At 66.0% G+C, this 22,512-nt stretch carries 20 protein-coding genes and 1 pseudogene; 15 read left to right on the forward strand and 6 right to left on the reverse strand.

What is annotated here, in order from left to right; genetic code table 11:
- Positions 1–4: 4 nt before the first annotated feature.
- A complete protein-coding gene (locus ACQPXH_RS06130) occupies positions 5–745 on the reverse strand; it encodes a uracil-DNA glycosylase (RefSeq protein WP_433601342.1) in 741 nt (246 codons plus the stop codon).
- A 174-nt stretch (positions 746–919) separates the two neighbouring features.
- On the opposite strand from ACQPXH_RS06130, the gene ACQPXH_RS06135 reads away from it, so the two are divergent.
- The 7 genes and pseudogenes from ACQPXH_RS06135 to ACQPXH_RS06165 form a co-directional block, all read left to right on the forward strand.
- The gene (locus ACQPXH_RS06135) at positions 920–1,363 is read left to right on the forward strand and encodes a GyrI-like domain-containing protein (protein ID WP_433601343.1); all 444 of its coding nucleotides are present in this window, start codon (positions 920–922) and stop codon (positions 1,361–1,363) included.
- Entirely contained in the window at positions 1,360–1,794 is a 435-nt protein-coding gene (locus ACQPXH_RS06140; protein ID WP_433601344.1) for an effector binding domain-containing protein, read from the forward strand. The genes ACQPXH_RS06135 and ACQPXH_RS06140 overlap by 4 nt, the downstream gene beginning before the upstream one ends.
- Before the next feature lie 256 nt (positions 1,795–2,050).
- Entirely contained in the window at positions 2,051–2,815 is a 765-nt protein-coding gene (locus tag ACQPXH_RS06145) for a hypothetical protein (RefSeq protein ID WP_433601345.1), read from the forward strand.
- A complete protein-coding gene (locus ACQPXH_RS06150) occupies positions 2,812–4,959 on the forward strand; it encodes an Rv1355c family protein (RefSeq protein WP_433601346.1) in 2,148 nt (715 codons plus the stop codon). The genes ACQPXH_RS06145 and ACQPXH_RS06150 overlap by 4 nt, the downstream gene beginning before the upstream one ends.
- Positions 4,960–5,002: 43 nt before the next feature.
- Positions 5,003–6,844, forward strand: a complete 1,842-nt coding sequence (locus tag ACQPXH_RS06155) for a putative bifunctional diguanylate cyclase/phosphodiesterase (RefSeq protein WP_433603325.1) — start codon at positions 5,003–5,005, stop codon at positions 6,842–6,844.
- 127 nt (positions 6,845–6,971) lie between these two features.
- On the forward strand, positions 6,972–8,099 hold the full coding sequence (locus ACQPXH_RS06160) for a glycosyltransferase (RefSeq protein WP_433601347.1): 1,128 nt from the start codon (positions 6,972–6,974) through the stop codon (positions 8,097–8,099).
- Positions 8,100–8,157: 58 nt separating this feature from the next.
- Positions 8,158–8,358: pseudogene (locus ACQPXH_RS06165) on the forward strand (SDR family oxidoreductase); the annotation flags it as partial.
- On the opposite strand, the gene soxR reads toward ACQPXH_RS06165, so the two are convergent.
- Positions 8,327–8,812, reverse strand: a complete 486-nt coding sequence (soxR, locus tag ACQPXH_RS06170) for a redox-sensitive transcriptional activator SoxR (RefSeq protein ID WP_433601348.1) — start codon at positions 8,810–8,812, stop codon at positions 8,327–8,329. The pseudogene ACQPXH_RS06165 and the gene soxR overlap by 32 nt on opposite strands.
- Positions 8,813–8,921: 109 nt before the next feature.
- Here soxR and arcA point away from each other — a divergent pair, with 109 nt between their 5' ends.
- Together arcA and ACQPXH_RS06180 are read left to right on the forward strand one after the other, a co-directional pair.
- Positions 8,922–10,220, forward strand: coding sequence for an arginine deiminase (arcA, locus tag ACQPXH_RS06175; protein ID WP_433601349.1), 1,299 nt, complete (start codon positions 8,922–8,924; stop codon positions 10,218–10,220).
- 7 nt (positions 10,221–10,227) lie between these two features.
- Positions 10,228–10,587, forward strand: a complete 360-nt coding sequence (locus ACQPXH_RS06180; RefSeq protein WP_433601350.1) for a GntR family transcriptional regulator — start codon at positions 10,228–10,230, stop codon at positions 10,585–10,587.
- A gap of 3 nt (positions 10,588–10,590) precedes the next feature.
- Here ACQPXH_RS06180 and ACQPXH_RS06185 read toward each other — a convergent pair whose 3' ends face one another.
- Positions 10,591–12,192 (reverse strand): dolichyl-phosphate-mannose--protein mannosyltransferase, encoded by a 1,602-nt coding sequence (locus ACQPXH_RS06185; protein WP_433601351.1) that lies wholly within the window; start codon positions 12,190–12,192, stop codon positions 10,591–10,593.
- Positions 12,193–12,425: 233 nt separating this feature from the next.
- Between ACQPXH_RS06185 and rsmI the strand changes: the two genes are divergently transcribed.
- Positions 12,426–13,283, forward strand: a complete 858-nt coding sequence (gene rsmI, locus ACQPXH_RS06190; RefSeq protein WP_433601352.1) for a 16S rRNA (cytidine(1402)-2'-O)-methyltransferase — start codon at positions 12,426–12,428, stop codon at positions 13,281–13,283.
- A gap of 87 nt (positions 13,284–13,370) precedes the next feature.
- Entirely contained in the window at positions 13,371–14,123 is a 753-nt protein-coding gene (locus ACQPXH_RS06195; RefSeq protein WP_433601353.1) for an isocitrate lyase/PEP mutase family protein, read from the forward strand.
- Positions 14,124–14,343: 220 nt separating this feature from the next.
- Here ACQPXH_RS06195 and metG read toward each other — a convergent pair whose 3' ends face one another.
- Positions 14,344–15,903 carry a methionine--tRNA ligase gene (metG, locus tag ACQPXH_RS06200; RefSeq protein ID WP_433601354.1) on the reverse strand — a complete coding sequence of 520 codons (1,560 nt, stop codon included), beginning with the start codon at positions 15,901–15,903 and terminating at the stop codon, positions 14,344–14,346.
- Between the two features lie 184 nt (positions 15,904–16,087).
- Here metG and ACQPXH_RS06205 point away from each other — a divergent pair, with 184 nt between their 5' ends.
- From ACQPXH_RS06205 to rsmA, 3 genes are all read left to right on the forward strand, one after another.
- Entirely contained in the window at positions 16,088–16,915 is an 828-nt protein-coding gene (locus ACQPXH_RS06205; protein ID WP_433601355.1) for a TatD family hydrolase, read from the forward strand.
- Between the two features lie 205 nt (positions 16,916–17,120).
- On the forward strand, positions 17,121–18,248 hold the full coding sequence (locus tag ACQPXH_RS06210; protein ID WP_433601356.1) for a transglycosylase family protein: 1,128 nt from the start codon (positions 17,121–17,123) through the stop codon (positions 18,246–18,248).
- A 31-nt stretch (positions 18,249–18,279) separates the two neighbouring features.
- A complete protein-coding gene (rsmA, locus tag ACQPXH_RS06215) occupies positions 18,280–19,161 on the forward strand; it encodes a 16S rRNA (adenine(1518)-N(6)/adenine(1519)-N(6))-dimethyltransferase RsmA (protein WP_433601357.1) in 882 nt (293 codons plus the stop codon).
- A 494-nt stretch (positions 19,162–19,655) separates the two neighbouring features.
- Here rsmA and ACQPXH_RS06220 read toward each other — a convergent pair whose 3' ends face one another.
- A complete protein-coding gene (locus ACQPXH_RS06220) occupies positions 19,656–20,552 on the reverse strand; it encodes a hypothetical protein (protein ID WP_433601358.1) in 897 nt (298 codons plus the stop codon).
- Entirely contained in the window at positions 20,552–20,758 is a 207-nt protein-coding gene (locus tag ACQPXH_RS06225) for a heavy-metal-associated domain-containing protein (RefSeq protein WP_063036709.1), read from the reverse strand. The genes ACQPXH_RS06220 and ACQPXH_RS06225 overlap by 1 nt, the downstream gene beginning before the upstream one ends.
- 811 nt (positions 20,759–21,569) lie before the next feature.
- Between ACQPXH_RS06225 and ACQPXH_RS06230 the strand changes: the two genes are divergently transcribed.
- Positions 21,570–22,505 (forward strand): 4-(cytidine 5'-diphospho)-2-C-methyl-D-erythritol kinase, encoded by a 936-nt coding sequence (locus ACQPXH_RS06230; RefSeq protein ID WP_433603326.1) that lies wholly within the window; start codon positions 21,570–21,572, stop codon positions 22,503–22,505.
- Positions 22,506–22,512: the final 7 nt, after the last annotated feature.

Consider the following 22,512-nt stretch of genomic DNA (forward strand, 5'->3'; position numbering starts at 1 on the left):
GCGCTCAGCTCCGGCGGCCGGGAAGCCCCGCAGCGGTCGCCGCAGTGGCGAGGACTGTTTCGAGCATCTCGGGAGTGAGCCGACCGGTGAAGGTGTTCTGCTGGCTGACGTGGTAGCAGCCGAACAGGTGCAGCGGCGCATGATCATCGACGGTCGGCGGCAGCACAACGTGAGCGCCGTGCCCGAATTTGGGGCGCGGACGCGGTACGGTCCAGCCGGAGGCGGCAAGTACCGGAAGCAGTGCCTGCCAGCCGAACGCGCCGAGTACGACCACCGCCCGCAATGTCGGGGTGAGCAGGCCCAATTCGGTCTTCAACCAGTGACTGCAGCGGTCCCGCTCGTCGGGCGTCGGTTTATTGTCGGGCGGCGCGCAGTGCACCGGCGCGGTGACCCGAGCCCCGATCAGCCGCAGTCCGTCATCGCGGTGCACCGCCGTGGGTTGATTGGTCAACCCGACGTTGTACATGGCGGCGTAGAGGAAATCGCCGCTGCGGTCGCCGGTGAACATTCGCCCGGTTCTGTTGCCGCCGTGAGCGGCTGGGGCGAGCCCGACGATCAGCAGCCGGGCGTCATCGGGACCGTAGCCGGGAACCGCCCTGCCCCAATAGGTTTCGTCACGGTACGCGGCGCGCTTTTCCCTGGCCGCTCGTTCTCGCCAAGCGACCAGCCGCGGGCAGGCGAAGCAATCCGCGACCGCGGTATCGAGTTCGGCGATGGTCTCGCACACAATCACATGATGCCGCATGCACCGATAGCCACTGGTTTGCGTACAGGTCGCACGACCAGTTCGAGGCGGCGGGAAGGTGTGCACAACGACCCGGACGTGTGAGCCGGACCATGCGGTCGAGTTGATAGCATGGCCTTTCTGGCCGACCGGATGCGGGCAACGCCCCCGGGTTCACCTCGAAAGAGTCTTTCCATGCAGTTTGAAATCGTCGAGCGAGACGAGACGTGGGTTGCCGGGCTCCCGGTGCGCAGCCCGAAACGTGCGCTCGGGGAACTGCGGGACCACGACCTAGAGGCCGCGTGGGCGGCGGTACTGCATCAAGAACTCGGCGGTCAACTGGCCAGCGCCTACACCGACTACTCCGGTGAACTCGGCACCTACAACACCCAGATCGTCGGCTATGAGTGCGCATCCTTCCGTGAGGTCACCCGCGGCCACCTGGTGGCGCGGCTACCGCGCGGCACCTATGCCAGGTTCTCCTCGGTCGGTAACTTTCCGCAGGTGATGACGGACCTGTGGACGCAGATCGCCTATGCCGAGGAACACAACCAGATAAAACGCACGTATACCGGCGATTTCGAGTGTTATCCGCATGCCTACAAGATCGATCTCTACCTGGCGGTCGAGGCGCGATGACATACGCGATCGTGGTGCGCCCCGAGGCCATCTACGGCGGTCTGGTCGTGCCGCGGGTACGTCCGAGCTTCAAGGTCAGCAATAGCGACCTGATCGAATTCCTCAAGGATCGGCTGCGTGACCGCACGGGAGCCGACCAGCCTATGTACACCGTGTACGTGCCGGATCCGGCCGGAAACTACAACGCCGTCGTGTGTTTCGAGTACCCCGATCCGAGTGCGGTTCCGGTTGGTGACGTACTCGTCAAGGTGCCCAAGGGTGTCTACGCTCGGTTCGAGCCGAACGGGGATTACCACGATCCGGTCGAGGATGTGTGGGCCCAGGTCGACGATGCGACGGCATCTGCCGAGATCACCCGTGCGTACCGGGAGGAAATCGAGATCTGGCGTGGGCCTGAGTCGGTCGAACTGTTCATCTCCATCCTGGTTTGAGATTGCCATGCATTAGCTGTGTCAGTACCGACTGGTCTCCATGATCTATCCGATGGCGTGTTCGAGCGGTCTGACCTGCGGTAATTTCGGGACTGGCAATCAGTTTCCGGAAGATTAACCAGATATCTGGTCAATTCTTGTTGTATGACGGATACTGCCCTAGGCAAACTCAACCGATCGGCGAGTCGTCTGGCGAGTCGGTCAGGCCGGCTCGATGACCGTGCAGATGTGCGGTAGCAAACGGAGTAGGAAAACCATGACTGTCGAAACAATCGCAGTCGGCCCGGGGGGCACGCGCGATGCCGAGGTGTTGCGGTTTCGCGACATGCATTCCGGATATGTCTTTCATGTCGCCACTCCGCAGGTTCATCCTGATCTGTGGCGTCGTTATCTGCGCGGTGCGCTGCAGGTTTACCGGCATTACGGTGTTGATCACGCTTTGGAATACGACAGCGTTGTCGACGGCCGTTCGACGTCGTTGTTCTTCGCCGCCGTGGATCCGTCCGGCGCGGTCTTCGCGGGATTGCGGGCGCAGGGGCCCTACGGTGCGGCCGACGAAGTGCACGCACTGCGCGCCTGGGCCGGTCGACCCGGTGCCGCCGAGTTGCGCGCGATGGTTGCCGATCGGATACCGGAAGGTGTGGTCGAGGTGAAAGCCGTCTGGGTCTCGCGAGCGGCGGAGCATCGTGCCGCGCTCGCGGCAGCGGTCTCCCGCTGTGTCGTGCACGCCGCCCGGCTGCTCGATGCCAGATTCGCTTTCGTCACCACTGCCACGCGAAATATCGGTCTGTACCGCACGAGTGGTGGGTATGTCGCCGATCGGATACCGGCGGTGCCCTATCCTGACGACCGCTATCGGACCATTCCGATGTGGTGGGATGCCCGGACATATCGGTCATTAGCCACCAAATTGCAGAGTTCGTTGACTGCGCTGGAGTGTGCGGCACTCGATGCCTGGCTGTCGCCGCACGGTCGAGCGCCCTCGGGTGGATCAGGGATCGGAGGATCGGCGCAGGCATGAACGGTGAGCTCACCGCGGACCACCGCCCGCTGATTCTCGATGAAAATGCCGAAGACGACGCACGGATCCTCGGGCAATTACGGAAATCGCCGCAGGTCCGCATTCTCGATCTGCGTGATGTGCTGCGCGCCGAACTCGTCAAGGTGCGTCGGCCGCCTGCGGATCTAGGTCGGCCAGAAACCGACCGATGGGTCTATTATCCGTGGCGGTGCACACTCGTCGGATTGCCCGGTGAAAAGACATTTCGGGCGATTCGCTTGGACCGCAACCAGAACAAACTCACCCGCGTCGAACAGGAACGTTGCGCCGGTCTCGCGATCGGGGTCGTCGGACAGAGCGTCGGGCACGCGGTTGCTTATACATTGGCACTGGAAGGCACCTGTGGCCTATTGCGCCTGGCCGATTTCGACGATATCGAGCTGTCGAATCTGAATCGGGTGCCCGGCGGGATCTTCGATATCGGTGTGAACAAATCCATCGTGACCGCGCGCCGGATCGCCGAACTCGATCCGTATCTGCCGGTCGAGGTCGCCACCGCCGGCGTGGACGAGGACACCGTCGACGCATTCCTGCACGGGCTGTCGCTGGTTGTCGAGGAATGCGATTCACTCGATATCAAGTTCGCTGTCCGGGAAGGTGCACGCCGACACCGCCTTCCGCTGTTGATGGATACCAGCGATCGCGGCCTGCTCGATGTCGAGCGCTATGACCTGGAACCGGACCGTCCGATGTTCCACGGTCTGCTCGGCGCGACCGTCGGCGCGGATCTGCGCGGGTTGTCCACCAAAGACAAGGCGCCGCACGTCATGCGGATTCTCGACCCCAAGGAGCTATCGGCGCGGATGGCGGCGAGTCTGGTCGAGATCGACCAAACCGTGACGACCTGGCCGCAACTCGGCGGTGACGTTCAGCTCGGCGCGGCAATCGTGGCGGCGGCGGTGCGCCGGGTCGGGCTCGGACAGAAGCTGTCCTCGGGCCGGACCCGGTTCGATCTGGAGCGTGGTCTCGACGAGCTGGCCGAACCGGAGCCGGTGTGTGAGAAGGTGTCCGACGAGTTTCCGGTGCCCGAAGTCGGGGTACCGGATCCGGACGGGTCCGCGGTCGAGAAGGTCCTCGAATCCGCGCAACGGGCGCCGTCGGGCGGCAATACCCAACCGTGGTGCCTGCGCGTCGATGGCGACGAGCTACGCATCGATCTCGTCCGAACCCGCTCGTCCGCAATGGATATCGGCTATCGCGCCAGCGCGGTATCGATCGGCGCGGCGCTCTACAACGCCCGTGCCGCGGCTGCCGCGCACGGCATACTCGGCGCGCACGAGTTCGTCGAGAACGACTCGACCCCGTTTTCCGCGGTGCTACACCTCGGCAACGGCACCGATTCCGCACTGGCCGCGGACTATCCGGCCACGCTGACCCGCGAGACGAATCGACACCTCGGCGCGGGCGTGCCGCTGGCCGATCATGTCCTGCCTGCCCTGGACGCGGCCGCCACCGATGCGGTGGTCCATGCCATCACCGCACCCGATGAGCTCGCCGCCGCGGCCGCCCTGCTCGGCGAATCCGATCGCATTCGCTATTTGACCCCGCGCCTGCATCAGGAGATGTTCGGCGAACTGCGTTGGCCCGGCCAGGATCCGCGCACCGGGATCGATATCCGGAGTATGGAATTGGCCGCCGACGAGCAGGCCAAGATCCGGATCGGAGAGCGCTCGGATGTCATGGATCGGCTGCGCGAATGGTCCGGCGGTACCGCGCTCGGCGAGTACAGCCGCGATCGCGTGCTGTCGAGTTCGGCGCTGGTCGCGATAACTTTTCCGCGTCGATCCGGAGCAGAGTCGGTATCACTTGCCGACTACGCCCGCGGCGGCGCGGCCGTGCAGCGGGTCTGGATCGCGGCGCAACGGCTCGGTCTTGCGGTGCAACCGGTCTCGCCCCTGTTCCTTTATGCGCGGCACCCCGACGAGCTGAAAGGGATTTCACCGGATTTCGCGGATACACTTACGACACTTCAGGGCCGTTTCCTGGACCTGCTGGGAGTGCCTGGGCATGAGATCATGGCATTGGTGCTTCGCCTGAGCTATGCGGCAGCAGCCACGGTCCGCAGCAGGCGGCTTCCAGTGCCGGGCGCGGGCAACCGCAGCTAGCGCGATCGGAGATAGGGTGCCTCGGCGAACGCTCGACTCATTGGTGACCCAGGTCGCCTCCGAGTTGATGGGCGTCGACGCCACAACGATGGTGGCGGCGAGTGAACGCGTGCTGGCCAGGCTGGTCGAGCATTTCGATGTCGACTTCAGCTACCTACGCCATACCGATCGAGAGCAGCGGGCGACCGTGCTCATCGCGGAGTGGCCGCACCGTGGTGACATACCGGATCCGGACCCGCTGAAGATCGTGCATTTCGAGCACGCCGACTCGGTATTCCGGGAATTGGAACACGCCACCGAGCCGATCATTGTGCGGCCGTCCCAACAATCCGCCGATTATCAGGAGACGATCCGGCGTTCGTCGGGTATTCCGCAGGTCGCGATGGCCGCGGTGCCGCTGTTGTCGCGTGGCGAGTCGACCGGCGTGCTGGGATTCATCAAACAGGGCGATCGCGACTGGAGCACCCGGGAACTGAACGTGCTCAAGGCGATCGCCGCACTCTTCGCCCAGTTGCAGGCGCGCGTCGTGGCCGAGGAACGATTACGATATATCGCCCTGCACGACGATCTGACCGGGTTGGCCAACCGGCGGGCGCTACTCGAACATATGGAGGAGCGGCTCAGACAGGGCAGTCCCGGCCCGGTGGCCGCCTTCTTCCTCGATCTCGACCGGCTCAAAGCGCTCAACGATTTTCTCGGACATACCGCGGGGGACAACTTCATTCGCACGCTCTCCTCGCGACTGCGGGAGAATCTCGATCCCAATGACATGATCGCCCGACTCGGTGGCGACGAATTCGTCATCGTGCCGGCCAAACCGATGGATGCGGTGGCGGCCGAATTGGAGGCGACGCGGATTCAGCAGCTTATCGGACGGCGGGTGACCGTCGGCGGGGAATCGGTCAGCCGCGGCGCCAGCGTCGGTGTCGCGGTGGGTATTCCGGGGGAGACCACGGTCGCGGATGTGCTGCGCCGGGCCGATCACGCACTGCTGTCGGCGAAATCGGGCGGCGGCAACGGTGTCGCGGTATTCACCGACGCCATGCGCGCGCAGTTCGAACTGCAGGACGATGTGGAGCTGAATCTGCGCGGCGCGGTTTCGGACGGCTCGCTGCTGCTGCACTATCAGCCCGAGGTCGATCTGCGCACCGGCCGGGTGGTGGCGCTGGAGGCGCTGGTGCGCTGGTTGCATCCGACCAGGGGCCTGCTGCCGCCCGGTGCGTTCGTCACGGTCGCCGAGGCCACCAATCTCGCGGGTGAGCTGGGGCGCTGGGTGATTCGCTCGGCGTGTGCGCAATTCGCCGAATGGCGCAGGCGGGGGCTGGCGGCGAATGTGGTGATGCGGATAAATGTTTCGCCAGTTCAGCTGGTCAGCCTGGATTTCGTGGAGCGGATCGAGGATATGCTACGGCTGTTCGGGATCGATGGCAGTTCGGTCTGCCTGGAGATCACCGAACATGTGGTCGTGCAGGATCTGGCGCGCACCCAGGTCACGCTGCGCGGACTGAAGCGAATGGGTGTGCAGATCGCCATCGATGATTTCGGCACCGGATACAGCTCACTGTCGCATCTGAAGGCGCTTCCGGTCGACGCGGTGAAGATCGACCGCGGCTTCGTGCAGCGTCTCGGCGCGAGCACCGACGATCTGGCGATCGTGAAATCCATTATCGGGTTGGCCGGGTCGTTCGGGCTCGGTGTGGTCGGGGAAGGCGTCGAGACGTCGGTGGCCGCGCGAACCCTGGTCGGGCTGGGTTGCTATCGGGCGCAAGGGTTTCTGATCGCGCGGCCGATGCCCGCCGACGAGGTCGAGGCGCATCTGGCCGTCGGGCGCATCCCGCTGGATCTCGATCTGCCCAGGGCGGGCCGGGGTACCACGCGCGCGTGACCGGCGTCGGTCCCGCGTGTCGGACTGCCGCGCCGTCGCACCCGTTAGCAGGTTCTTTCACGGGTGTTCATGCGGTGTTGGGCGCACCGGTTCCGGGGGGAACCCGATTCGCTGCACGATCGGCGATGTGCGCATCGTGCAGCTGGCGAACTTCTACGGTCCGCGGTCGGGTGGGCTGCGCACCGCTTTGCACCACCTGGGCGAGGGGTACGTGGCCGCCGGGCACGAGGTGGTGCTCATCGTGCCCGGACCGCGCCGGGCCGAGGAGATCCTGCCGACCGGTGCGGTGCGGATCACCCTGCCCGCTTTGGCGATTCCATGGACCGGCGGCTATCGGGCGGCGGATCCGCGCCGGGTGGCGGATGTGCTGGCCGGGTTGCGGCCGGACGTGCTCGAGGTGTCGGACCGGCTGACGCTGCGTGGATTCGGACGCTGGGCCCGCACCCGCGACGTGGCGAGCGTAATGATCTCGCATGAGCGCCTGGACCGACTGCTCGGCCAGGTCATGCCCCGCCCGGTGGCGCGCCGGTGCGCCGATATCGCCAATCGGCGCACTGCGGACGACTACGACATCGTGGTCTGCACAACAGAATTCGCGCGTGCGGAGTTCCTGCGCATCGACGCCCCCAATGCCGAACTGGTGCCGCTCGGGGTGGATCTGGAGCTGTTCAGCCCGCGCCGCCGTGACTACCGCCTGCGCGCCGATCTCGGCGTGCCGGGACATCCGCTGCTTGTGCACTGCGGCAGATTGTCGGTGGAGAAGCGGGTGGATCGCAGTATCGAAGCCATCGGCGCACTGCGCAAGGCGGGGATCGAGGCCCGGCTGGTCGTGGCGGGGGAGGGACCGCGGCGCGAAGCCCTGGAGCGTCGGGCCCGTTCCTTGCCGACGTTGACCGGCGGTCTGCCCGCGGTGCACTTCACCGGATTCATCACCGACCGGGCAATGGTGGCGAAACTACTGGCCACCGCCGATGTTTCGCTGGCACCAGGACCGCACGAAACCTTCGGACTCGCCGCATTGGAGGCATTGGCCGCGGGTACGCCGGTCGTCGCCAGCCGATCCTCGGCGCTCGCCGATATCGTCACCGCCGAATGCGGCGCCGTCGCCGACGATCGCCCCTCCGCCTTCGCCCAGGCCGTCACCGATGTGCTCGCGATGCCCACCGCCGGTCGTCGGAAGGCGGCACGCAGCCGGGCCGAGCAGTTCACCTGGCCGCAGGCGGTGGCAGGGATGCTTGCGGTACTCGGCCGGTAGCCTGCTGTCCCGATTCGAACTCCGCGACCCGCTCCGGCCGCATGAACGTCGGAGCGCGTTCACCGAGCATGCCGCCTCGCCGGAACATGTTGCTGCGGCGATCCTGCGCGGTATCGAGCGCAATCGGTTCCTCGTCTACACATCCTTCGATATCCGCTTCGGCTATTGGTGGGCGCGCAAATTCGCCTACCCCTACGAATTCGTGGTTCGCCGCACCAGCGATCGGTTCAACAGGCTGCTGGTTTCGATGGGCAATTGAGCGTCACATCGAGTACGCGGGCGCCCGGCCCCTGTTCGCCGAGGCGGTCGTGTTCGTTGACCAGTCGGCAGCTGCCGAGCGACAGGCAGCCGCAGCCGATGCAGCCGGTCAGGTTGTCGCGCAGGCGAGTCAGCTGGGTGATGCGGTCGTCGAGGTCGGCCTGCCACGCAGTGGACAGGGTCTCCCAGTCGCGCCGGGTCGGGGTGCGGCCTTCGGGGAGTTTGTCCAGTGCGGAGCGGATTTCGCTCAATGGAATGCCGACCCGCTGGGAGATACGGATGAAGGCGACGCGGCGCAGCGTTTCGCGGGCGTATCTGCGTTGATTTCCACTTGTGCGACGACTCGAAATGAGACCCTCGCGTTCGTAGAAGTGCAACGCGGATACCGCTACTCCGCTACGCTCGGACAGCTGCCCGGGGGTCAGCTCCTTCGCTCGCCAATCGGTTGTCGACATCACGCTCCTCCATTCACCTAAACCATACTTCAGGTTAGGGTGTGCTGGGGTCGGAATCGGAGACACCCAATTGCGTGCTCTTACGCCCTCGGCGAACTACGGTCGGAGCATGGGAGCAGACGCGGTGCGGGCGGGGCACGATGGCGGTGCGGACGATGAGTTGGACGGGGTCGGCGATCCGGGCGGTCGGCTGGCGGTCAGCTCGGAGGTCGGGACCTTGCGCACGGTGCTGCTGCACCGGCCAGGCGACGAATTGCGGCGGCTGACCCCGCGCAATAACGATCAATTGCTCTTCGACGGCATTCCCTGGGTCGAGCGGGCCCAGCAGGAGCACGACATGTTTTCCGGGGTGCTGCGCGAACGCGGCGTCGAGGTGCTGCTGCTCGCCGATCTGCTCGCCGAAACCCTCTCGGTCAGCGGGGCGGCCCGCATCCAGGGCATTTCCGGCGCGGTCGACGCACGCAAACTCGGACATATGCTGGCCGACGAGCTCGCGGCCTTCCTGCGCGGCGTCCGGGCCAGGGATCTGGCCAACATCCTGATGGCCGGGATGACCTTCGACGAACTGCCCTTCGAGGGCGACAACACCTCGCTGGTGCGGCGCATGCACCACGGTGCGGATTTCGTCATCGATCCGCTGCCGAATCTGCTGTTCACCAGGGATTCGTCATTCTGGGTCGGTCCGAGGGTGGCGATCACCTCACTCGCCCTGCCTGCCCGGATTCGCGAGACCTCACTGACCGATCTCATCTACGCATTCCATCCGCGCTTCCTCGGCGTGCGGCGGGCCTACGAATCGCATACCGCGCCGATCGAGGGCGGTGACGTGCTGTTGCTCGCGCCCGGCGTGGTCGCGGTCGGGGTCGGCGAGCGCACCTCGCCCGCGGGCGCGGAAGCGTTGGCGCGCAGCCTGTTCGACGACGACCTGGCCCATACGGTGCTGGTCGTCCCGATCGCCCAGAGTCGCGCGACCATGCACCTGGACACGGTGTGCACCATGGTCGACACCGATGCCGTCGTGATGTATCCGGCGGTCCGGGATTCGCTGTGCGCGTTCACGATTCATCGCGAGGACGATTACGGCGGACGCAACGATCAAGCTCGGGTGAGCATGCGCGGCCCCGAACCGTTCCTGCCCGCCGCCGCGGATGCGATGGGCATCGGCAAGCTGCGGGTCATCGATACCGGACTCGATGTGGTCACCGCCGAACGCGAGCAATGGGACGACGGCAACAACACGCTGGCGCTCGCGCCCGGCGTGGTCGTCGCATACGAGCGCAACGATATGACCAATGCGCGGCTCGAGGATGCGGGCATCGAGGTGCTGCGCATCCCGGGTTCCGAATTGGGTTCCGGCCGTGGCGGACCGCGGTGCATGTCCTGCCCGCTGTCCCGAGATGACGTGTGAGCGTGCGATGTTCACCATTACCGTGACCCATGATTCGTCGATTCCGCCCTACGAGCAGCTGCGGCTGGGTGTCATCGCACAGGTGCGCTCCGGGGAGTTGACCGCGGGAACGAAGATCCCGACGGTGCGAGCGCTGGCCGCGCAACTCGGGCTGGCGCCGAATACGGTCGCTCGTGCCTATCGGGAACTCGAGGCCGACGGGATCGTCGAAACCCGAGGCAGGCAAGGATCTTTCATCGCGTCCTCGGGTGACCCGACCAAGGATCTGGCAGGGCGCGCCGCGACCGATTACGTCGCCACCATTCGACGGCTCGGCCTCGATGACGAGGCGGCCCTGAAGTACGTCGAGGCGGCGCTGGAGAGTTAGTCCTCAGCGCCAACTGGGCAGCCAGAGATGGTCGTGCCAGTTGCCGGGTGTAATCGGCAGCGCGGTCAGAATCGGCCAGAGCCAGATGAAATCGGCGATCACCAGGCCGAGGTAGATGCAGACCGCGAGCAGTCCGAGGCTGCGCCGTTCACTGGGCACCGCGGGCAGATAGGTGCCGGCCGGACTTCGCGGTATGTGTACCGATCGGGCCGGGCCGAGAATATCGCCGCACACCAGCGCGATCCCCATAACCAGGAACGGGGCCAGCGGCACGGCGTAAAAGTAGTACATCTGCCGATCGAGGGTGAAGAACCAGGGAATGAGTCCGGCGCCGTATCCGGTCAGCACCGCCGCATAACGCCAGTCTCGACGGACCACAGTGCGCCACAGCATCCAGCCCAGCACCGGGAATGCGATCCACCAGATCGCCGGGGTGCCGATCAGCATCACGGCCTTCACGCACTGCGTTTGACCGCACCCGGTGACACCGCTGTCGGCGTAGTAGTAGAGCATCGGCCGCAGCCCCATCGGCCAGGTCCACGGCTTGGATTCCCAGGGGTGATGGTTACCGGCCGAATTGGTCAGGCCCTCGTGGAACCGCAGCGTTTCGCCGCTGTAGTACCACAGCGAGCGCAGCGCATTCGGCAGCCACGACCACGGACCGTCGCGACCGACCTGATTGCCGACCGCATAGCGGAACGCACCGTCCTCACTGGCGAACCAGGCCCAGTAGCTGGCCAGATACACTCCGAGCGGAATCAGCACCAACGAGTACAGCGCGGGCCCGACATCACGCACGGCCGTGCCGACCCAGGGGCGCCGCACACCGTAGGCGCGCCGCGCGGACACATCGAAATAGACGCTCATGAGCCCGAACGCGAGGATGAAGTACATCCCGGACCACTTTGTGCCGCAGGAGAGACCGAGCAGTACGCCGGCGCCGAAGCGCCACCAGCGCACTCCTAGCCGCGGCCCCCATTCGCTCGCACCGATCCGACCTTCGTAGTCCGCCTTGGCGATTCGGGCGCGCACCTCGTCGCGGTCCACGATCAGACAGCCGAATGCGGCGGTGACCAGCACCCCCATGAAGATATCGAGCATGCCGATGCGCGAGGAGACGAAGGTGAGTCCGTCGGCGATCAGCAGAATGCCCGCGATCGCGCCGACCATGGTGGACCGCGCCATCCGGCGCACGATCCGGATGACCAGCAGCACCAGGATGGTGCCCGCCAGTGCCGAACTGAATCGCCAGCCCCAGCCGTTGTAGCCGAACATCCACTCGCCCACCGCGATCAGCTGTTTGCCGATCGGGGGATGCACCACCAACCCGTATGCGGGATTGTCCTCGACGCCGCCGCCGGTAAGGATCTGCCAGGCCTGTGGCGCGTAATGCTTCTCGTCGAAGACCGGGGTGTAGGCGTCGGTCGGATAGTCCAGCAGGATGAACCGCGTCAACGCCGCGATCGCGGTGAGTACCGCGGTGACCACCCACCCCTGGAGCTTGTCGAGCGGCCCGAAGTCGGGCGATGGACGCAGGGGCGCGGGGCTCGACCAAGAGGGCACGGCCCCGGCTACGGTCGCGCGCTGGTCGGTCACCTGGGTCACGCCCCGATCGTATGCTGTGCGTGCCACCGTGACCCGCACCGGTGAGCGCGCCGCCGCGCGAATCACACCCTGAGCTGTATTCACGGATTTTTCCATGAGTGCCGCCATTCGATGCGGAGATCCACGGGGTGCGGCGCGGATGGGGATGGTAGGGCGGTGGCAGTCCGCGGCGTGGTCGGCGGCACCGGGCCGATACGCTGCCTTGGGACTACGCGGTCGAGGGAAGGAGCGCGGTGGCGGACCAGGTGGGCCGATTGGTGCTCGCGGCGACGCCGATGGGCGAGATCGGCGACGCCTCACAGCGGCTACGCGAGGCGCTCGGATCCGCCGAGATCATCGCGGCCGAGGACACCCGGCGCACTCGCTCGCTCGCCAAGGCCTTGGAGGTGGAGATCACCGGGCGGGTTCTGCGGTTCGACGACCACGTGGAATCCGCCAAGATTCCCGCGCTGCTCGATGAGATCGAGGGCGGCAGCACGGTGCTGCTGGTGACCGATGCGGGCATGCCGTCGGTGAGTGATCCGGGCTATCGCATGGTGGTGGCCTGCGTCGAGCGTCAGCTGCCGGTCACCTGCCTGCCGGGACCATCTGCGGTGACCACCGCACTTGCACTGTCCGCGCTCCCGGTGGAGCGCTTCTGTTTCGACGGATTCGCGCCGCGTAAATCCGGCCAGCGTCGAGAGTGGTTGCGCACCTTGCTTACCGAGCCGCGCGCCTGCGTGTTCTTCGAGGCGCCGCACCGGCTCGCCGACTGCTTGGCCGACGCGGTCGAGGTGCTCGGTCCCGACCGGCGGGCCGCGGTCTGCCGGGAACTGACCAAGACCTACGAGGAGGTCGTACGCGGCGACCTCGGCGAACTAGCCGCCTGGGCGGTCGATGGGGCGCGCGGTGAAATCACCGTCGTCCTCGAGGGCGCACAACCCGTCGCGGCCGATCCCGCCGATCTGGTCGACGAGGTCGAATCGCTGACCGCCGAAGGTATTCGCCTCAAGGACGCCTGCGCCCAAGTGGCCGCCGAGACCGGCGTTTCCCGCCGCGAACTGTACGACGCGGTGTTGACGGCACGCCGCAACGGCGGTGACAGTTCCTAACGCGACTCGCCATCGCCGACACTCCCGGGCGGCCGGATGGGGAGTGTCATAGTGCTATCGATCACGGGCGCGACGATGATCGGTGTCATGACCTCTTTGGAAAGCAAGGCGAAGGCGTTTCTCGAATTGCATGTCCCGGGCGATCCCGGTGTCTTTCCGACGGTGTGGGACGCGTGGTCGGCGAATGTCGCTGTCGCGGCGGGGTTTTCGGCGCTCACCCTCGGTAGTCATCCGGTCGCCGATTCGGTCGGGCGCAGCGATAAGGAAGGGATGACATTCGCGGAACTGTTGACCCGCGTCCGGCAGATCACCGGCGCGGTCGATGTGCCGGTCTCCGTGGATATCGAATCCGGTTACGGCCTCGGGCCCGCGCAGTTGATCGAGGGACTGCTGGAAGCGGGTGCGATCGGCCTCAATGTCGAGGACACGGTGCACAGCGAGGGCGGCCGGTTGCGCACGCCCGAGGAGCATGCCGATTTCGTGCATGGTTTGCGGCAATTCGCCGACGCGGCCGGCGTACATGTAGTCATCAATGCGCGCACCGACCTGTTCATGCGCGAGGACGGTGACGCGAGCGACCGCGTCGATCGCGCCATCGCGCGCCTGCGGCTGGCCGCCGCGGCGGGTGCGGATTCGCTGTTCCCGGCGGGCCGGCACTCCGATACCGATATGCGCAGGCTGACCAGCGAATTGCCGCTGCCCATCAGCGCTGTCGGGCTGCCCGATAAGTCGGATAAGGCCGTCTTCGCCGAGCAGGGCGTCGGCCGCATCACCTTCGGCCCCATGCTGCAGTGGGCGCTGACCGCCGAGATCAATCGGCTGCTCGACCGCTGGAAGTAGCCTTCCCCGGAGATCCGGCTGAACCTGAAGCGCTACCGCTTCATCGAGCGGTAGCGCCTCGGTAATGCGGTGATCGTCGCGTAATCGGCGGTGCCATTGAGTTCGGTCAGCAGATCGTCCGGGCACAGCTGGTATGTCACCCCAATAGCGGCGCGTCGTGTTATCCCAGATGCGGTAGCCGCCCGGAACGCCTCGCGCGCTACGTATCGCCTTCTGCTGATTACTTCTTCGGCTCCACGTAGCGCGGGTAGACCGCTTCGGGCTCGGGCAGCGGGGTGCCCGGGACCAGCGGGGTCGCGATATCAGCGAAGATACGGTTCTGGCTGGCAAGCAGATCCAGGATCTTGCCCGCCGACTCCGGCATCACCGGCTGCACCAGAATCGCCACGATACGCAGCAGTTCGATGGTCACGTACAGCACGGTCGCCTCGCGGGCCAGCGAATCCTCGGTACCGGTCTTGGCCAGCGCCCACGGCGCCTCCGCGGAGAAATAGCGGTTGGCCTCACCGAGCGTCAGCCAGATCGCCTCCAGCGCCAAATGCATTTGCTGGGCATCGAATTCGGTGCGGCACCGCTCCAGCAGACCGTTGGCGCGGTCGAGCAGGGCGCGATCGGCCTCGGTGAATTCGCCCGGCGTCGGCACCACAGCGCCGCAGTCGCGGGCGACCAACTTCAGGCTGCGCTGCACCAGATTGCCGAATTCATTGGCCAGATCGGTATTGATCCGCCCGACGATCGCCTCGTGGCTGTAGCTGCCGTCCTGGCCGTAGGAGATCTCGCGCAGCAGGAAGAAGCGAACAGCGTCCACGCCGTACTCGTCGACCAGCGCGAGCGGGTCGACCACATTGCCGACCGACTTGGACATCTTCTCGCCCTTGTTGTACAGGAACCCGTGCACGAAAACGCGTTTCGGCAATTCGATCCCGGCCGACATCAGGAACGCGGGCCAGTACACGGTGTGGAACCGGGTGATGTCCTTACCGATGATATGCACGTCAGCGGGCCAGAACCGCTGGAACGCAACGGATTCCGTATCCGGGAAGCCGACGCCGGTGATGTAGTTGGTGAGCGCGTCCACCCATACGTACATCACATGATCGGGATGGCCGGGCACCGGAACGCCCCAGTCGAAGGTGGTTCGTGAAATCGACAGGTCCTTCAGACCCGCCTTCACATAACTCACCATCTCGTTGCGAGCCGTTGCGGGCGCGATGAATTCGGGATGTTCGTCGTAGAGCGTGAGCAGCTTGTCCTGGTAGTTCGACAGCCGGAAGAAGTAGTTCGACTCCTCGGTCCAGGTGACCGGCGTCTTCGATTCGGTCGAGATCCGGGTGCCGTCCTCGAGCAGCGTCGTTTCTTCCTCGGTGTAGAACGCCTCGTCGCGCACCGAGTACCAACCCGAATAGTTGTCCAGGTAGATATCGCCGTTGGCGAGCATCCGCTCCCAGATCGCCGCGCTGGCCACCTGGTGGTCGTCATCGGTGGTGCGGATGAAGCGGTCGTAGGAGATGTCGAGCGTCTTGTCCATCGCCTCGAACACATCCGAGTTGCGCGCGGCGAGTTCCTCCACCGGCACCCCCTCGGCGACCGCGGTCTGCTGCATCTTCTGCCCGTGCTCATCGGTACCGGTCATGAAGAAGACGTCGTAACCGTCGAGCCGCTTGAAGCGGGCGAGGGCGTCGGACGAGATGTACTCGTACGCGTGCCCGATGTGCGGCGCACCGTTCGGGTATGCGATGGCCGTTGTGATGTAGAAGGCGGGGCGGTCAGCTGCGCTCATACCCGCGCCTCGCTGACGCTCGGCTCCGGTATGACCGCACCGGCGGCTGTGTTGATCGATCGCTCGCTTCGCTCGCTCATGGTGCATCTACTGTAATGCGCGTGGATTCCGACGCTCACGTGAATATCCCTGAAGGCGATTACCGCCGTCACGCGCCCGTGTCCGGTTCGGCCGGAGTTCGCCGATGAGTGCCGAACGGGCCGCGCCCGAGCTGCCGGAACCGCTCGTGCCGCTGGTCGACGCGCATACGCATCTGGATGCCTGCGGGGCGACGGATGCGGAGTCGACGGCGGTGATCGTGGATCGCGCGGCCTCGGTCGGGGTCGGCCAGGTGGTCACCGTCGCCGATGATCTGGCCGCGGCGCAATGGGCCGTACAGGCTGCGAACTGGGATCGGCGGGTGTTCGCCGCCGTGGCGCTGCATCCGACGCGGGCGAATGCGCTCGACGATGCGGCCAAGGCCGAACTGGAGCGGTTGGCCGCCGACCCGCGCGTGGTCGCGATCGGCGAAACCGGCCTGGATTACTACTGGCCGGGCAAGTTGGAGGGCTGCGCCGATATCGAGGATCAGGTCGAGGGCTTCCGCTGGCATATCGACCTGGCCAAACGTCTGGGTAAACCGCTGATGATCCACAACCGCGAGGCCGACCACGATCTGCTGACGGTATTGCTGGACGAGGGCGCTCCGGAAACCGTGATCTTCCATTGCTTTTCCTCGGACACCAACATGGCGATGTCGTGTGTGGCCGAGGGGTACATCCTCAGCTTCTCCGGCACGGTGAGTTTCAAGAACGCGCACGAATTGCGCGAGGCCGCCAAGGTGGTGCCCGATGACCAGATCTTGGTCGAAACAGATGCGCCATATCTCACGCCGCATCCATTCCGTGGCGCACCCAACGAATCGTATTGCCTTCCCTACACCGTGCGCGCCCTAGCTGAATTACGCGACCAGGATCCGGTGGCCCTCGCCGAAATCACCACCGCCAACGCCCGCCGTATCTACGGCATCTGAATTCGCGATCAGGTGGAATCGCGAGTGTCTCGCAGTTTCACCTGATCTTGTTTCACATTTGGGCCGGCAAGTGTGTCCTAGGTCACTTTGGTCGGCACGTGTTGTGATTTACCTGCGGCGTCGATATTCGTTTGTGATATTGATAGCCGCTGCTCGTAACACTACGGTTGTCGACCGCTGACCCCTTCGTTATCGTGCTGTGACCATGTCTCCATTCACGAGGATCAACCAGTCCCGCTCGCCGCTGCTGTACGCGGCGGTTGCGGCGTTACTGGTGACGCTGATCGTGGGTGCCGCGATGGCAATCGTGAACCGTAAGACGGTCACGGTCGTCGTGGACGGTGAGCAGATGACCCAGACCACCATGTCGCGCAACGTCAGCGGGGTGTTGAAGGCCGCGGGGTTCGATGTGAACGACCGCGACCTGGTCCGGCCCGCGCTGGCCGCGGCGATCACCGATGGCGCGACCATCACCTACAACCGGGCACGCGAGATCGCGATATCGCTGGACGGCAAGCCCGAGAAGGTGTGGTCGACCGGTCTGACCGCGGGCGATGTGGTGGACCAACTGCACCTGCCCCGCGAGGTATTCGTTTCCCCGGCCCGCAACGAGAAGCTGCCGCTCGAGGGCGCCGCGCTGCAGATCGCCAGCCCACATGCGGTATCGCTGCTCGACGGCATCGGCAATCCGGTCGATGTTCGACTGGCCGCGCCGACCGTCGGTGAGTTCCTCACCGCGGCGGGCATTCCGCTGATCGAGCAGGACACCGTCGAGCCTGCGGCGACCACGCCGCTCACCGATGGGCTGCGGATCGTGGTGACCCGCCAGCGCGTCGAGAACAAGGTCGAGACGGTGCCGCTGGATCCGCCGGAGAATGTGATCGAAGATCCGACCCTGAATATGAGCCGGACCGTGGTGGAGAGTCAGGGCGCGCCCGGCGTGCAGGACGTGACGTTCGCGGTCACCATGGTCAACGGCCAGGAGGTCAGTCGGCGGCCGATCGCTTCCGATGTGAAGGTGACGGCTCAGCCGAAGACCGTCCGCAAGGGGGCCAAGCCCGGTACCGAGGTGCCGTCGGTGCGCGACGGCGATATCTGGGATGCACTGGCCCGCTGCGAGTCCACCGGTAACTGGGGCATCAATACCGGCAACGGCTACTACGGCGGCATCCAATTCGACCAGGGCACTTGGGAACGTCAGGGCGGTCTCAAGTACGCTCCGCGCGCCGACCTGGCCACCCGCGAAGAACAGATCGCCATCGCCGAGGTCACCCGCGCCCGCCAGGGTTGGGGCGCCTGGCCGGCCTGCACCAGCCGCCTGGGCATCGGCTGATCACAGCGGGCGGGTTGATACGTTGTCGGACGTGTCCGAACCCGATATTTCCGCCCGTGGGAGTGCCGCGCTGCTCGGGCCCGCCGAGGTGCGGGCACTGGCCGAGCGACTCGGCGTGCGGCCGACCAAGCAGCTCGGACAGAACTTCGTGCACGACGCCAATACGGTGCGGCGGATTGTCGCGGCGGCCGGGGTCGGGCGCGGGGATGCGGTGCTCGAGGTCGGGCCAGGGCTCGGTTCCCTGACCCTGGCGCTGCTCGATGTGGTGGATTCGGTCATCGCCGTCGAGATCGATCCCGTACTGGCGAAACATCTTCCGGTGACCGTCGCCGATCGCGCGCCGGAATTGGCCGGGCAGTTGACCGTCGTGGAAGCCGATGCGCTGCGGGTTCGTGCGGACAGACTGCCTGCGGCGCCGTCGGCGCTGGTGGCGAATCTGCCCTACAACGTCGCCGTGCCGGTACTGCTGCACCTGCTCGCCGAGTTGCCCAGTATCACAACCTCATTGGTGATGGTGCAGGCCGAGGTCGCGGACCGTCTCGCCGCCGAGCCCGGCAGTCGCGTCTACGGTGTCCCGAGCGTCAAGGCGGGCTTCTTCGGCACCGTGCGCCGCGCGGGCGCGGTGGGCACCCAGGTGTTCTGGCCGGTGCCCAGGGTCGACTCCGGCCTGGTCCGCATCGAGCGCTACGCCGAACCGCCGTGGCCGATGGACGAAACACACCGCCGCCGCGTCTTCGAGGTAGTCGACGCCGCCTTCGCCCAGCGCCGCAAGACTCTCCGCGCCGCCCTCGGCAACTGGGCCGGTTCCCCCGCCGAAGCCGAACGCCGCCTCGTCGCCGCCGGAATCGATCCGACCGCCCGCGGCGAAACCCTGGACACCGCAGCCTTCGTCCGCCTCGCCGCCCAGGTGTGAGCCCGCATCCTGGTGTCGCCTGACTGCTGTCGGACTGCACCCGCTGCGGTGACATCGCCGACACTGCGGCTATCGTCCGGTCTGCCGCCCAGGGGTGGCCCGGAGCGCGTGTGATGGTTCAACCCGCGTGTATCTCGTTGCGGGTGAAGGTGATCGGTTGGCTGCGTAGGCCGTGTAGGACGGTGTCGGCCATGCGCTCGGGCGCTTCGGCCGGGACGATATCGGCGCAATGGCGAACGACTGCCGGACCGGTCGGTTTCTGTGGCGAGTGAGGCGGGACCATGCACCGCGTTATGCACTCGGTTCGCTTGCTGGGGCGACGCCGCGAGCGAAACGGATTGTGGATAACCAACCTTTGCCTTGTTGGTCGCGGAACCCGGATTCATGTGCTGCGGCAATTGATTCAGGCGTGTCGCCACACTCCGCGTGCCGGATGGAAGCGCAGGTCATCGCCCCGAATGCAAGCTCGAGCATGCGGTGGTCGGCGCATGTGGTCAGTGGTGACCGCCACCCGAATGGTGTCCGCCATCGGATGTGGATGGCGCTGTGGATGATTCGACGCGCGCGGTGAACTCGGCGGTATGTACGACACCGCTGTGGGAGAAGTCTAGATACAACCGAAACGCGCCCGCACTCGGGGGCTGGGCATGGAAGCCGACCTCTGGGCCGGCTGGGGTGCGGCCGACTTCGCCCTGTGGATGGACGTGCAGGTAGGCAAGGTCGTTGGCGCGCAAGGCCACCAGATGCGCGTACGCGCCGAGATACGGCTCGAGGTCTGTCACCGGCGCGCCGTCGCGCGTCACGGTGAAACGAAGTTCGCTGTCCGCGGTGCTCGGATCGCCGGACATGCGCACGTGGTAACCGTCCACCGTTGCCGACCGGGTCTCGGGTGGAAGTGGTTGGAGTTCAGCCGGTCCCGCGACCGTGACGGTGCGGCTCAGGACCAGATTGCCGGGCCCCTGCTCGGGTACGAAATCGGCGAAGACGCGATAGGTGCCGGGCGCTGTCCAATGCCAATCGATCGACCAGGTGCCCGTGTCGTCCATTGTCGGGTGCACGTGCCGATATCCGGTGGTATCCGAGCGGACCACGATCAGGTGCAGCTTCTTGTCGTGCTGGGTGGTGAATCGGGTGACCGGCCCTCCGTCCGGTCCGGTGATCCGAAAACGCAGGGCCCCGGCTCGATTCGGGTCAGTGGGTGCGCTCAGGTCGGTCAGGGTGTAGCCGGATCGCGAACCCGACAGCCCGGTGTCTTGTTCGGTGTGCGCCATCGCGCCGTGGTTCGGTGCCGACCCGGTCGGATCGCCCACCAGGGCGCCTATACCGAGTGCGACACCGAACAGTGCGACGAGACCGCCGCCGACCGCGGCGAATCTCAGCCGGGCCTGCATCAGACGGCGACTTCGTACCCCGCCTCGTCGACGGCGGCGACGATATCGGCGTCGGCGAGCGGTGCGGTGCTGTCCACCCGGACCGCACCGCTGGCGAGGTCGACGTCCACGCTGGTCACGCCATCGATCTTGCCGATCTCCGTCTTGACCGAGCTGACGCAGTGTCCGCAGGTCATCCCCGTGACGGTGTAGGTGCTCGTGGCCATCTCCGACTCCTTCGCTCACATTCGATGATACGGTGCGGGGGTATGCCCGACGCAAATCAACATACCCCTAGAGGGTATTGAGCGCAAGGTGAGTTACCCCGTGGTTCCGGCGATCAGTCGCCGCAGAGGTCCGGATAGTTCCCGAATCGAACGGCGGAAGACCAACCGTGCATGGCCATTTCGGCAACTCGCTCCAATTCCGCGGCGCTCGCGCCATCCCGCCCGCCTGCGATATGCCCTGCACAACGGTGCCGACATATCGCGCGAGCGTGGCCGCATCGGCCGCCGGCGGCAATGAAGCCGCATCGATATCCGCCTGGATGCGCGCGGCGAAGGTCGCCGCATTCCGGTTGCGAAGCGCGCGCGGCATGTCGGCGATCTCGGTGCTTGTGGTATCGAGGCGCTGCGACTGTTCTGGGCGCGCGGTTACGAGGCGACCTCGATCGGCGATCCGACCGCGGCGAGGGGCATCGGCGCGCCGAGCCTGTACGCCCGCATTCGGCGATAAGGCGACACTGTTCAACGAGGTGGTGCAGGTCTTCGGCATGCGCTATGGCAGCTCATCTCGCGCGCCGAGGAGCCGACCGTCGAGGCGACGGTTCGCCGCATCTTGTGCAGGCGGCGACGGAGTACACCCGGCCCGATTGCCCGCACTTATCACCAGGCAGCCTGGATCACGGGCAGCCTGCAGCACCGGGCAGTTGGATCGATGCCACCGGCGGGGCGCTGTTGTAACCGTCCGACACATGGGCGGTGAATGTCTCATCTCGAGCTGAGCACCTGTCGTACCCACGGGATAGGCTTGAGCACCGTGTTGTCAGTTGTGCCAAGTCCCGTCATCGTGCGCGCGCCGTCCAAGGTGAACCTCCACCTAGGCGTCGGTGACGTGCGCGCGGACGGCTATCACGATCTGACCACGGTGTTCCAAGCCCTCTCACTCAGCGACGATCTGGAACTCGCACCGGCCGCCTCGCTCGCCGTGCGGGTCAGCGGCGAGGGCGCCGACGATGTGCCGACCGATCGCACCAATCTGGTGTGGAAGGCCGCCGTGCGCGTCGCCCATCTGGCCGGCCGCGCACCGCTGGTGGAAATCGCCATCGACAAGGGCATTCCGGTGGCCGGTGGCATGGCAGGCGGCAGTGCGGATGCCGCCGCGGCGCTGGTGGGCCTGAACGAACTCTGGGATGTCGGGCTGACCCGCGACGAATTGTTCGCGGTCGCAGCCGAACTCGGCAGCGATGTGCCGTTCGCGCTGCACGGCGGAACGGCGCTCGGCACCGGTCGCGGTGAGCGGCTGCTTCCGGTGTTGTCCCGCAATACCTTTCACTGGGTACTCGCGCTGGCCAAGGGCGGATTGTCCACGCCCGCGGTCTTCACCGAACTCGACCGACTACGCGAGAACGGCACCCCGCCCCGGCTCGGCGAGCCGCAGGCGCTGATGCAAGCACTGGCCTCCGGTGACCCGAAACAGCTTGCGCCCCTGCTGGGTAACGATCTGCAGGCGGCCGCGCTGTCGCTGAAGCCCGAGCTACGACGGACATTGCGTGCGGGCGTCGGTGCCGGGGCGCTTGCCGGGCTGGTCTCCGGCTCCGGCCCGACCTGCGCATTCCTGTGTGACAGCGAGGACGGCGCGGTGGCGGTTGCGGCCGAACTCGCGGGGGCCGGTGTGTGCCGTAGCGTGCGCACGGCCAGCGGACCGGTACCCGGCGCTCGCGTCATCAGCAGCGACACGCCGGGCAAGCGCTGACGGTCTC

Origin of the sequence: Nocardia sp. CA-135953 (genome assembly GCF_050955735.1) — a bacterium.
Lineage (GTDB): Bacteria > Actinomycetota > Actinomycetes > Mycobacteriales > Mycobacteriaceae > Nocardia.